Raw genomic sequence first — 12,423 nt, 5'->3', positions numbered from 1 at the left:
ACATGAATTTCCATCTTCTCTCGCTGATGACCTGGCTGCCGCTCGCCGGCGCCGTGCTGATGTATTTCACCGGCGACTCGGCCAACCCGGCCACCGCCCGCAATGCGCGCTGGATCGCGCTGTGGACCAGCCTGCTCGTGCTCGTGCTCGCGGTGGTGATGGTCGTCGGCTTCAATCCGTCAGTGCATGGGTTCCAGTTCGTCGACTCTGCCGAATGGATCCCGGCCTACGGCATCGGCTACCGGATGGGCGTTGACGGCATCAGCCTGTTCTTCGTCGCCCTCAGCGCGCTGCTGACGCCGGTCGCTGTATTGGCGAGCTGGCGCGAGAGCCGGCGCGTGCGCGACTACATGGCCGCCTTCCTGCTGCTCGAGACCATGACGATCGGCATGTTCTCGGCCCTCGATTTCCTGCTGTTCTACATCTTCTTCGAGGGCGTGCTGATCCCGATGTATCTCATCATCGGCGTCTGGGGCGGGGAGCGGCGGATTCATGCCGCGGTGAAGTTCTTCCTCTTCACCCTCGCGGGCTCGCTGCCGATGCTGCTCGCCCTGGTCTGGATGTGGCACCACGCCGGCACGACCGACATGGTGCAGCTCATGCACACCGCGATCGCCCCGACCACGCAGGACTGGCTGTTCGTCGCCTTCCTGCTCTCCTTCGGCGTGAAGGCGGCGGTCTGGCCGATGCATACGTGGCTGCCCGACGCCTATGGCGAGGCGCCGCTGCCCGGCACGATCATGCTGGCCGCGGTGCTCTCGAAAATGGGGGCCTACGGTTTCCTGCGCTTCTCGCTGCCGATGCTGCCGCAGGCAACGGCCTATTTCGAGCCGTTCATGTTCGCGCTCGGTATCATCGGCATCGTCTACATTTCCTTCGCCGCCTTGGCGCAGACCGACATCAAGCGCATGATCGCCTATTCGTCGGTCGCGCATATGGGGCTGATCGTGGTCGGCATCTTCACCGTCACCGTCGCCGGAATCGAGGGCGCGCTGTTCCAGATGGTGTCGCACGGGCTCGTCATTGCCGCATTGTTCCTCTGTGTCGGCATCCTGCTGGCGCGCGGCCATTCGCTGCGGCTCGACCAGCTTGGCGGTCTGGCCTCGCGCATGCCGGTCTACGCCACCTTCCTGATGCTGTTCGTGATGGCGAATGTCGGCCTGCCCGGCACATCCGGCTTCGTCGGCGAGATCCTGGTCATGATCGGCGCGATCCAGGCGAATTTCTGGGTCGCCCTGCTTGTCGGCTCCGGCATGATCCTGAGCGTTATGTACATGCTGGTGATGATCCGCCGCGTGCTGTTCGACAAGGCGCGCAGCGTCGCCAACGCGGTGATGGCCGATATCGGGCCGCGCGAATGGCTCATGTTGGCGCCGCTGGCGGTGCTGGTCATCGTGCTCGGCTTCGTGCCTGGCGGCCTGACCCATATCTTTGACGGCGCGGTGCAGGACCTTGTCCATGCGCATGTCGCCGCCCTGTCGTCCGGCGCGCATGCCCGGCTGGCCATGATCAAGCAGTGAGCGAGGCAATGTCGACGTTCTATACCGTGCTGCCCATCCTGTTCCTCGCCATCGCGGGGATGATCATGCTGATGTCCGGCGTCTTCACCGACCGCGACCACAGTTTCGCGATCACCGCAGCATCGATCGTGGTGCTCGCGATTGCCGCCCGGCTGCTGGTCGCGGCGCCTGGCGGGACGATCTTTCACGGTCTCTACCAGACCAATGATTTCACCCGCTTCGCCGACGTGCTGGTGGCGCTGGGGGCGATCGGCGCACTCGCGCTCTCGGTCACGTTCAACCGCAATATCGGCATCACCCGCTTCGAGTTTCCGGTGCTCGTCCTCTTCGCGGTGACGGGCATGGTGGTTCTGGTCTCGGCGAGCGACCTGATCACGCTTTACATCGGCTTCGAGATCCAGTCGCTTGCGCTCTACGTGCTGGCGGCCTTCGCGCGGCACAATCTGCGCTCCTCGGAAGCGGGGCTGAAATATTTCGTGCTGGGCGCGCTGTCGTCTGGGCTGCTGCTCTACGGAATCTCGCTGGTCTACGGCTTCGCCGGAACCACGAATTTCGCCGGGATCGCCCATGCGCTCGCCGGCCATCCGACCGCGGCGGTGGGCTCGACGATCGGCCTCGTCTTCGTTCTCGTCGGCCTCGCCTTCAAGATTTCCGCTGCACCGTTCCATATGTGGACGCCCGACGTCTATGAGGGTGCGCCGACCTCGGTGACGGCCTTCTTCGCCACCGCGCCGAAAATTGCCGTCTTTGCGCTGCTGCTGCGGGTGATGCTGGGGCCGTTCGGGCCCGTGCTCGGGCAGTGGCGCGACCTCGTGCAGATCATCGCCGCGGCTTCGATGGTGATCGGCGCCATCGGCGCGATCCGGCAGACCAGCATCAAGCGCCTGATGGGCTATTCCTCGATCGGCCACATGGGTTACGCGCTGATGGGCCTTGCCGCCGGCACCGCCGCCGGGGTCAGTGGCGCGTTGATCTATCTCGCCATCTATCTCGTGATGTCGCTCGGCACTTTCGGGTGCATCATCGCGATGAGCCGTGGCCGCCAGCCGGTCGAGCGCATCGCCGATCTCGCCGGCATGGCCTCGGACGATCCGCGTTTTGCCTTCGTGCTCGCGGTCATGATGTGGTCGATGGCCGGCATTCCGCCGCTCGCGGGCTTTTTCGGCAAATTCTATGTCTTTGCCGCCGCGATCAATGCGGGGCTCGGCCCGCTCGCCGTGCTCGGCATCATCACCAGCGTGATCGCGGCCTTCTATTATCTGCGCGTCATCAAGGTGATGTATTTCGACGCCGGCGAACCGGGGCTCGACCGGCGCAGCGCCGGCGTCAGCCTGGTGATGGGGGCGGCCGCAGCATTCACGGTGCTGTTCGTCTTCCATCCGTCGACGCTGACGACCCTGTCGACCATGGCGGCCCACGCGCTGATGACGAGCCAGGGATTTTGACAGCCGACCGCGCGCCCTGGCGGATCGAACACTACGACACGCTGGGCTCGACCTCGGATTTCTGCGCAAGACGCGCGGCTGAGGGAGAGCCCGAGCGGCTGATGGTCGTCGCGGCGCGGCAGACCGCGGGGCGAGGGCGCGCGGGACGGGCCTGGGAGTCGCCGGCAGGCAATTTCTGCGGCTCCGCCCTGCTGCGCCCGCGCGTTCCGGCGGGGCAGGGAGGATGGTTCGCGCTGCTCGCCGGCCTCGCGCTGATCGAGGTGCTCGATCCCGCGCTGCCGGCACCCGGCGCAGTCATGCTCAAATGGCCGAACGACCTGATGGCGGGCGCCGCCAAGCTCGCCGGCATCCTGCTGGATGCGACAATCGAAAACGGGATGATTACCGCGATGATCGTCGGCGTCGGCGTCAATCTGGCCGAGGCGCCGCCGGTGCCGGGTCGGGTAACGACGAGCCTTGCCGCGCTGGGTGGCGCGATGACGCCGGAGGCGCTGGCGCCGGCATTCTGCGCGCGGCTCGACCACTGGCTCGACGTTCTGGCGTCGGGCGCCGCGCCGCTGCGCGCCGCCTGGATGTGTCGGGCGCACCCCGAAGGCACGGCGATCACCGTCGATGGCGGGCGGCGTTCGGGCATCTATGCCGGGCTCGACGATGACGGCGCGCTGCTCCTCCGTGAAGGCGACCGGGTCACCGCATTGCGCGGCGGTGACGTCGCCCTGATCTGATCGCGCAGCAGGGCCTTGGGCATGAAACTGGTCATCGACGCGGGCAACACCAACATCGTCTTCGCGGTGCATGACGGGGCGCGCTGGCGCGGCACCTGGCGCATCGCGACCGACGCGCAGCGCACGTCCGACGAATATGGCGTCTGGCTCACCGTCCTGCTTGACCGGGCCGGAATTGCCGCCGGGGGGATCGATGGCGCGGTGATCGGCACCGTGGTGCCGGCCGCGCTCTACCATCTGCGCCGGCTCTGCCGCGACTGGTTCAGCCTGGAGCCGCTGATCGCGCGTGCCGAACTCGACTGGGGCTTTGCGATCGAGATGGACAATCCGGCCGAAATCGGTGCGGATCGCCTTCTCAACGCGTTGGCTGCCCATCATGGCTACGGTGGCCCGCTCATCGTGATCGATTTCGGCACCGCGACGACGTTCGACGTGGTGAACGGCGACGGCGCCTATGTCGGCGGCGTGATCGCGCCGGGGATCAATCTCTCGGTCGAGGCGCTGCACCAGGCCGCGGCTCGCCTGCCGCGAATCGGCATCGGCCGGCCGCAGCTTGTGATCGGCAAGTCGACTATTCCCGCCATGCGCTCGGGCATCTATTGGGGATATGTGGGGCTGGTCGAGGGACTCATCGCGCGGATCGAGGCGGATTTCGGGGCGCCGATGAAAACGATCGCAACCGGGGGGCTTGCGCCGCTGATCGCCGAGGGCACGTCCCGGATCGAACACACCGACCCCGACCTCACGCTCGAAGGGCTGCGCCTGCTGGCCCTGCGCAACCCGGCCCCCGTGCTGCGCCCGCGCGAGGCCGAACACGAATGAACGAGAACGAAGCGACTGAAAACAAGGTGACTTCATGAACGAGATCAGCAAGGGGCTGAGTTTCACCCCGCTCGGCGGCACCGGCGAGATCGGCATGAACCTGAACGTCTACGGGCTGGATGGTGATCTGCTGGTGGTCGATTGCGGCATGGGCTTCGCCGGACCAGAGGCGCCCGAAGCGGAGTTGCTGGTGCCCGACCCGGCGTTTCTGGCTGCCAACCGGGACCGCATCGCCGGCCTGGTTATCACCCATGCGCACGAAGACCATATCGGCGGCATTGCGCGGATCTGGGACGCGCTGCGCTGCCCGGTCTACGCAACGCCCTTCGCCGCGGCGCTGATCCGCTACCGGCTCGGCGAGGCCGGGCTGCTGCGCAGCGTGCGCATCACCGAAATCCAGCCTGGCGCGGCCTTCGAGGTTGGCCCCTTTGCGCTGCGCTATATCCGCATGTCGCACTCAACGCCGGAGTCGCAGGCACTCGTCCTCACCACGAAATACGGCACCGTGCTGCATACGGGTGACTGGAAACTCGATCCGGAGCCGCTGATCGGCCCGCCGACCGACGAGGCGGCGCTCGAGGCGCTGGGCGATGCGGGCGTGCTGGCGATGATCTGCGATTCGACCAATGCGCTGGTCGAGGGGCATTCCGGCTCGGAAGCGACCGTGCGACGCAGCCTGACGAGCCTGATCGCGGGGCTGCGCGGTCGCATCGTCGTCACCTGTTTCGCGAGCAACATCGCCCGGATCGATACGGTGGTGAAGGCCGCCGCCGCCGCCGGCCGGCATGTCGCGCTGGTGGGACGCAGCCTCGGCAAATATGTCGAGGCGGCGCAGGAAGCGGGCTATCTCGCCGACCTGCCGGATTTCGTTCCCGAGGACGAGGTCGGCGCCATTCCGGATGACAGCCTGCTGATCCTCGCCACCGGCAGCCAGGGCGAGAAGCGCTCGGCGCTGGCGCGGATCGCCGCCGATACGCATCGCAACGTCGCGCTGGGCGAGGGCGATACCGTGATCTTCTCCGCCCGCGTGATCCCCGGCAACGAACGGGCGATCGGCGCGGTGCAGGACGAGTTGGTCCGCGCCGGCGTGAACGTGATGACCGACGACGATCACATGGTGCATGTCTCCGGCCATCCGGCCCGCGACGAACTGCGCCGGCTCTACCGTCTGGTCCGTCCGAAATATCTGGTGCCGACCCATGGCGAATGGCGCCACATGGCGGCGCAGGCCGATCTGGCCGAGGCGGCCGGCATCAGCACGCTCCTTCTGGAGGATGGCGATGTGCTGCGCCTCGCGCCCGAACCGCCGCAGGTGGTCGACAGCGTTCCGGTCGGCCGGCTCGCGGTGGACGGAGACCGGCTGGTTCCGATGCAGGGCGGCGTAATGGCCGCGCGACGGCGGATGATGCTCAACGGCGTCGTGGTCGCCAGCATCGCGGTCGACCGCGCCGGCAAGGTGAAGGGCGGGGCGCAGATCGCCGCGCCAGGCCTGTTCGAAGCCGATGATCATGCGCTCGGCGCGCTGGCCGAAGACTTTGTCGCAACCTTCGAGGACCTGCCGGCCAACCTGCGGACCGACCGGAATGCGGTGAAGGAGGCAGCGCAAACGGCCCTGCGCCGCGCGCTCGGGCGGCGTTTCGGCAAACGGCCGATGGTCGAGGTGCATGTCCTGCACATATGATGATTATTTTATAGTCAAATGTTCTTTTTCATTTCGATACAGATGAAAATTTTAGCAATATATGTCCAAATCCGTCATTTTCTTGTGCATAGGCGCGTGAATTCGCTTTACGCCCGGCATGCCGCAATGCAGTATCGTGTGCAGAGCGGAGATTGGTTCTTCGCTCTGCCGTGTGACTGGCGTTTCCTCCCTGAACTTGGCCCGCTGGCCCTGTGGCCGGCGGGTTTTTTTCCGTCCATGATCGGCCGCCGATGATGGGACGCCGCGAACTGACCGATCTGACCTCGTGCCGCGCGCTCTTCGCGCTCTGGGTCTTTGCCTATCACGTCAATCTGCAGGTGGAGTACGCGCACTGGCTCGGCCCGTTCGCGCCGGTCGTGGAACACGGTTATCTCGGCGTCGACGGTTTTTTCATTCTCTCCGGTCTGATTCTCACTCGGGTTGACGCCGACACGCCCTTCACCGTGCGCGGGGCCTTGCGGTTCTGGGGAAAGCGGCTGGCGCGGATCTATCCGGTGCATATCGCGGTAATCGCGCTGCTCGGCGGGCTGTTCCTTGCCGGTATCGCGGCCGGCATCCCCCCGCGCGAGCCGGCCCGCTTCGCGGGCTTCGCACTGCTCTGCCATCTCGCCCTCGTTCAGGGCTGGGGGACGCTTGATCACTGGGCGTGGAACTATCCCTCCTGGTCGATCAGCAGCGAATGGGCCGGTTATCTGCTGTTTCCGCTGCTGATCGCGTGCTACCGCGTCTTCTACAAGGGGGCGCTGGCGATCTCCCTGCCGCTCTGTTTCAGCATTCTCGCCACGGTCGCCGATATCCATGGCGGGCTGAACCTGACCTTCGGCAGCTCGTTGCTGCGCTTCTTTCCGGAATTCATCGCCGGAATGGCGACAACGGCGTTCATCCCCTTCATCGCCGACGAGGCGCCGAACCGCATCATCGCGCTTGCCGGCGCAGCGTTGGCAGTCGCCTTCGCCGCGACCGGGCACGACGCGATGACCGTGCTCGGCCTCTGGCTGATGCTTTATGGCCTCGCCATGCAGGGAGATGCCGAACGGCCGGCGAGCATCGGCGCCATCCGCCCGCTGCGCGCCATGGGCGTGATCTCCTATGCGTTCTACATGAGTTTTGCGCCGGCCGAACTCCTCACCACGCAGTTTTTCCGGCATCTGGGCATCGCGCGCGCGGCCGCGCCGGTGGCGGTCGCCTTCATGCTTGCGGCGCTCACGCTCGGCTTTGCCGTGCTGCTGCACGTGCTCATCGAGAAGCCCGCGCGGATCGCCCTCAACCGCCGCTTCGATCCGTCCCGCGCCGCGGCTCTGGCCGCGGGCAGCGTGGCGCTGTAATCAGGCGACCGACCCAACCGATCAGGACCCATCATGCGCCTTTCCCGCTCGCTCATTCCCACCCTCAAGGAAACGCCCGCCGAAGCGCAGATCGTCTCGCACCGGCTGATGCTGCGCGCCGGGCTGATCCGCCAGCAATCGGCCGGAATCTACGCCTGGCTGCCGGCGGGGCTGCGGGTGCTGCACAACATCGCCAATATCGTCCGCGAGGAACAGGCGCGCGCCGGCTCCCAGGAAATCCTGATGCCGACGATCCAGTCCGCCGAGCTATGGCGCGAAAGCGGGCGCTACGACGCTTATGGCCCGGAAATGCTGCGCATCCGCGACCGTCATGATCGCGAGATGCTCTACGGCCCGACCAACGAGGAAATGCTCACCGCGATCATGCGCGATTCGGTGCAGTCCTACCGCGACCTGCCGCAGATGCTCTACCAGATCCAGTGGAAATTCCGCGACGAGGTCCGCCCGCGCTTCGGCGTGCTGCGCGGCCGCGAATTCTACATGAAGGACGGCTACAGCTTCGATCTCGACTATGAAGGCGCGGTCGAAAGCTATCGGCGGATGATGCTGGCCTATATGCGCACCTTCAAGCGCATGGGCGTGCGCGCGGTGCCGATGCGCGCCGATACCGGCCCGATCGGCGGCAATCTCTCGCACGAATTCCACATTCTGGCGCCGACCGGCGAGAGCGGCGTGTTCTACGATTCGAGCTTCGAGACGATCGAGCTCGGCGACGATGCCTACGACTACGAGGCCCGCGCCGATCTCGACGCGTTTTTCGACCGCATGACCTCGCTTTACGCCGCGACCGACGAGAAGCACGACGAGGCCGCCTGGGCGAAGGTGCCCGAGGATCGCCGCCGCGAGGGCAGGGGGATCGAGGTCGGCCAGATCTTCTATTTCGGCACCAAATACAGCCAGGCGATGAATTTCACCGTGGTCGGGCCGGACGGTGCGCGCCTGCACCCCGAAATGGGCAGCTACGGCATCGGCGTCTCGCGGTTGACCGGCGCGATCATCGAGGCGAGCCATGACGAAGCGGGGATCATCTGGCCCGACGCGATCGCGCCGTTCCGTGCCTCGATCCTCAACCTCCGCCAGGGCGATCAGGTGACCGACGCGCTGTGCGAGCGGATCTACGACGCCCTCGGCCGCGATGCGCTCTATGACGACCGCGAGGCCCGCGCCGGCGAGAAATTCGCCGATGCCGACCTGATGGGCCATCCTTGGCAGGTCATCGTCGGCCCGCGCGGCGCGGCGAAGGGCCAGGTCGAGCTCAAGCACCGCCGCACCGGCGAGCGCGCCGAACTCGACATCGAGTCGGCACTCGCGAAAGTGCGCGTCTGATGTTCTCCGCCTTCGAGCGCCGGGTCGCCTTCCGTTACCTGCGCGCCCGCAAGGGTGAGCGGTTCGTCTCGATCATCGCCATCTTCTCGCTGGTCGGCATCGCCCTCGGGGTGGCGACGCTGATCATCGTGATGAGCGTGATGAACGGATTCCGCCAGGAATTGCTGGCGCAGATCCTCGGCCTCAACGGCGATATCGGTGTCTACGGCGCCGGCCACAACATCACCCAATACGACGCCGCGGCCGGGCGGCTCGAAAAGATCCCGGGCGTGATCAGCGCCATCCCGATCGTGCAGGGCGAGGTGCTGATGACCGGGCCGCATGGCGGCGCGATCGGCGGGGTGGCGCGGGGCATCCAGCCGGACGGGCTGGCGAAGCTGCGGACCGTTTCGCGGCATATCGTCGCCGGCTCACTGAAGGATTTCACCGGCCGCAACATCGCGGTCGGCGCCGGCGTGGCCAGCCAGCTCGGCATTTCGCTCGGCGGCACCATCACCCTCGTGCTGCCGCAGGGCGATGCCACCATCATCGGCACCATTCCGCGCATCCAGAGCTTTCATGTCAGCGCGATCTTCCGCACCGGCATGGCGCAATACGATTCGAGCTTCGTGTTCCTGCCGCTCACCTCGGCGCAGACGCTGTTCCGCGCAAAGGATGCCGCGACGCAGATCCAGCTTTTCGTGAAAAACCCCGACAATACCGGCCCGATCAAGGCGGCCATCCCGAAGGTGATGGGCAGCGCGCCGGTCAACGTGGTGGACTGGCAGGACAGCAACAACGCCTTCTTCGCGGCGGTCAATGTCGAGCGGAACGTGATGTTCCTGATCCTCACGCTGATCATCGTCGTTGCCGTGTTCAACGTGGTGTCCTCGATGATCATGATGGTGAAGGACAAGACCGCCGATATCGCCATCCTGCGCACGATGGGGGCGACTTCGGGCTCGATCATGCGGATCTTCTTCATGGTCGGCGCCTCGGTCGGCGTGATCGGCACGATCGCGGGTTTCGGCCTCGGCGTCGTCTTCTGCGCGCATATCGAGCAGATCAGGCAGTTCGTGCAGGGGCTGACCGGCACGCAGCTCTTCAACCCCACGGTCTATTACCTTGAATCCCTGCCGGCGAAGCTGGTCTGGAGCCAGGTGATCGAGGTCGTGGTGATCGCCATCGGCCTGTCCTTCGTCGCCACGCTCTATCCAAGCTGGCGGGCGGCGCGAACCGATCCGGTGGAGGCGCTGCGCCATGAGTGAGGTTCTGAAACTCGAAGGTGTTGTCCGCACCTTTCACAGCGAGGGCGAGGATCTGCACATCCTGCGCGGCGCCGATCTCTCGCTGCGCAGCGGCGAGATCGTCGCGCTGGTCGCCCCCTCCGGTTCCGGCAAATCCACCCTGCTCCATCTCGCCGGGCTTCTCGAAAAGCCGGATGGCGGCACCATCCGCATCGGCGGGATCGATACCGCGCGCCTTTCAGATTCCGAAAAGACCACGCTGCGCCTTAATGAAATCGGCTTCGTCTACCAGGCGCATCATCTGCTGGCCGAATTCACGGCGCTGGAAAACGCAGCCCTGCCGCAGCTCATCGCCGGAAGCACCCGCAAGGATGCCGAGGCCCGCGCCGCCCATCTGCTCGATGCGTTCGGCCTCGCCGCGCGCGCGCATCATCTGCCCGGCAAGCTCTCGGGCGGCGAGCGTCAGCGCGTTGCCATCGCGCGCGCCATGGCGAACGCGCCGAAGCTCCTGCTCGCCGACGAACCGACCGGCAATCTCGACGTCGCCACCGCCGATCTCGTGTTTGCCGAATTGCTGCGGGTGGTGCGGCACGAAAACATCGCGGCGCTGATCGCCACCCACAACCCCGATCTTGCCGCGCGCATGGATCGCGTGGTCATGCTGCGCGATGGCCATCTCGTGGATGGCTGAACAACAAGGGGAGACTCCGTCGATGGCAGAACTCGACAGTAGCGCCGCCACAGCGCTTGAACTCATCCGTGCCGCGGGCCGCCCGCCGGCCGACCAGCTGAGCCCGGCCGAAGCGCGGATCGGCTATCTGCAGGCGCGCGGCGCCCTTTCGCCGCAGCCGCCAGCGATCACGCATGTGCGCGATCTTGACGCCCAGGGCCGCAACGGCGCCATTCCGCTTCGCCTTTATCGCGATGGGGATGATGAAGCGGCGCGCGGCTGTCTCGTCTATTTCCATGGTGGTGGCTGGGTGATCGGTGATCGCGACACGCATGATGTCGTCTGCCGGCAGATCGCGCAGCGCAGCCGCGCGGTGGTGATTTCCGTCGATTACCGGCTCGGCCCCGAGCACAAATTCCCCGCCGCCGTCGAGGATGCGATCGACGCCACCGCCTGGGTCGCCAAGCACGCCAATGAACTCGGCATCGATGCGAAGCGCCTCGCCGTCGGCGGCGACAGCGCGGGCGGCAACCTCGCCGCCGTCGTCGCGATCGACGCGCGCGACAATGCCGGCCCCGCCATCGCGATGCAGGCGCTGGTCTATCCCTCGACCGACATGCTCGGCTCGACCGAAAGTCACGAGGCCTTCGCCGAGAACTACATGCTGACGAAGTCGACGATGACCTATTTCCGCGCCCACTACCTGCGCTCGGCGGATGACAAGGCGGACTGGCGCGCCTCGCCGATGCGCGCTGCGCGGCACGACGGGCTGCCGCCGGCCCTGGTCATCACCGCCGGCTTCGATCCGCTGCGCGACGAGGGCGAGGCCTATGCGCGGCGGCTCGCGGAACGCGGCGTTGCGGTCACGCTGCGGCGCTTTCCAGGGCAGATCCATGGCTTCCTGACGATGGGCCGGGTGATTCCCGAAGCCGGCGAGGCGGTTGACGAAATCGTCGCGACGATGGCGGCCCGTGGCGTCTGACGGAACCGAGAGGCCGCGCGGACGCTGGCGCGGCCTCGTCTTCCGCGGCTACGACATCGCGGTGGACGCGGTGATCCTCGGCGTCATCCCGCTGATGCTCGTCGCCCTCGCCTTCGCCTTTCTCGAGGCGGTTGCCAGCACGATCCATCTCTTTCCGGATTTCCGGCCACAGACGATGGACACCTTCACCCTGCGGGTGCTGGTGGAGCAGATTCTCGACGTCGTCATCCTCATCGAGTTGTTCAACACCTTCATGGATTATGCCCGCACGAGGCGCATCCGGCTGTCGACGCTGCTCGACGTGACGATCGTCTTTTCCCTCCGTGAGGTGCTGATCAAGCTCTACGGCCAGAAATTCTCGGCGGAAGACATCATCACGCTGGTCGTCGTCATCATCGTGCTGGTCATCGCGCGCAGCATCACGATGAGGTTTTCCCCTCATCCGCCGTCTCGCGCCTGAGTTCGAGGTCGAGCCATTCGGCCTCGAGCGCGGCGAGCCGCTCCTGGAGTCCGCCTACCGTTTCACTGGCCTTGCGGAACCCATCGGCGTCGCGGGTGAAGAAATCGGGGTCGGCGAGGCGGGCCTCGTGCCGGGCGATGCCGGCCTGAAGCGTTTCCATCTCGCTTTCGAGTTCCTTGAGCCGGTGACGGTCGCGGAA

The 12,423-nt window shown here is 66.1% G+C and carries 12 protein-coding genes; 11 read left to right on the top strand and 1 reads right to left on the bottom strand.

The annotated features are described in order from the left end of the window. Positions 1-2 precede the first annotated feature (2 nt). The 11 genes from APM_RS05690 to APM_RS05640 all read left to right on the top strand — a co-directional run bounded on the left by APM_RS05690 (position 3) and on the right by APM_RS05640 (position 12,224). Positions 3-1,520: an NADH-quinone oxidoreductase subunit M gene (locus tag APM_RS05690; RefSeq protein WP_007422403.1), complete on the top strand. Its 1,518-nt coding sequence runs from the start codon at positions 3-5 to the stop codon at positions 1,518-1,520. Positions 1,521-1,528: 8 nt separating this feature from the next. Continuing rightward, a complete protein-coding gene (nuoN, locus tag APM_RS05685) occupies positions 1,529-2,965 on the top strand; it encodes an NADH-quinone oxidoreductase subunit NuoN (protein WP_011941877.1) in 1,437 nt (478 codons plus the stop codon). After that, complete coding sequence (locus APM_RS05680) at positions 2,962-3,690, top strand: biotin--[acetyl-CoA-carboxylase] ligase (RefSeq protein ID WP_007422401.1); 729 nt, start codon at positions 2,962-2,964, stop codon at positions 3,688-3,690. The genes nuoN and APM_RS05680 overlap by 4 nt, the downstream gene beginning before the upstream one ends. A 21-nt stretch (positions 3,691-3,711) precedes the next feature. After that, positions 3,712-4,512, top strand: a complete 801-nt coding sequence (locus tag APM_RS05675; RefSeq protein WP_007422400.1) for a type III pantothenate kinase — start codon at positions 3,712-3,714, stop codon at positions 4,510-4,512. Positions 4,513-4,546: 34 nt separating this feature from the next. Next, the gene (locus APM_RS05670; protein ID WP_007422399.1) at positions 4,547-6,193 is read left to right on the top strand and encodes a ribonuclease J; all 1,647 of its coding nucleotides are present in this window, start codon (positions 4,547-4,549) and stop codon (positions 6,191-6,193) included. 251 nt (positions 6,194-6,444) lie between these two features. Beyond that, complete coding sequence (locus APM_RS05665; RefSeq protein WP_007422398.1) at positions 6,445-7,539, top strand: acyltransferase; 1,095 nt, start codon at positions 6,445-6,447, stop codon at positions 7,537-7,539. A 33-nt stretch (positions 7,540-7,572) separates the two neighbouring features. Then, positions 7,573-8,886 (top strand): proline--tRNA ligase, encoded by a 1,314-nt coding sequence (gene proS / locus APM_RS05660; RefSeq protein ID WP_007422397.1) that lies wholly within the window; start codon positions 7,573-7,575, stop codon positions 8,884-8,886. Beyond that, positions 8,886-10,133: a lipoprotein-releasing ABC transporter permease subunit gene (locus APM_RS05655; RefSeq protein ID WP_007422396.1), complete on the top strand. Its 1,248-nt coding sequence runs from the start codon at positions 8,886-8,888 to the stop codon at positions 10,131-10,133. Before proS ends, APM_RS05655 begins: the two co-directional genes overlap by 1 nt. Further along, positions 10,126-10,803 carry an ABC transporter ATP-binding protein gene (locus APM_RS05650; RefSeq protein WP_007422395.1) on the top strand — a complete coding sequence of 226 codons (678 nt, stop codon included), beginning with the start codon at positions 10,126-10,128 and terminating at the stop codon, positions 10,801-10,803. Before APM_RS05655 ends, APM_RS05650 begins: the two co-directional genes overlap by 8 nt. 22 nt (positions 10,804-10,825) lie before the next feature. Continuing rightward, positions 10,826-11,764: an alpha/beta hydrolase gene (locus tag APM_RS05645; protein WP_007422394.1), complete on the top strand. Its 939-nt coding sequence runs from the start codon at positions 10,826-10,828 to the stop codon at positions 11,762-11,764. Next, a complete protein-coding gene (locus tag APM_RS05640) occupies positions 11,754-12,224 on the top strand; it encodes a phosphate-starvation-inducible PsiE family protein (protein WP_007422393.1) in 471 nt (156 codons plus the stop codon). The genes APM_RS05645 and APM_RS05640 overlap by 11 nt, the downstream gene beginning before the upstream one ends. On the opposite strand, the gene APM_RS05635 is transcribed toward APM_RS05640, so the two are convergent. Beyond that, a partial coding sequence (locus APM_RS05635; protein ID WP_039887885.1) for an ABC transporter C-terminal domain-containing protein occupies positions 12,184-12,423 on the bottom strand: 240 nt, incomplete at its 5' end. The two genes, APM_RS05640 and APM_RS05635, sit on opposite strands and share 41 nt — an antisense overlap.

It is taken from the genome of Acidiphilium sp. PM (assembly GCF_000219295.1).
Taxonomy (GTDB): domain Bacteria; phylum Pseudomonadota; class Alphaproteobacteria; order Acetobacterales; family Acetobacteraceae; genus Acidiphilium; species Acidiphilium multivorum.
This window is presented reverse-complemented; position numbering and strand designations above follow the sequence as displayed.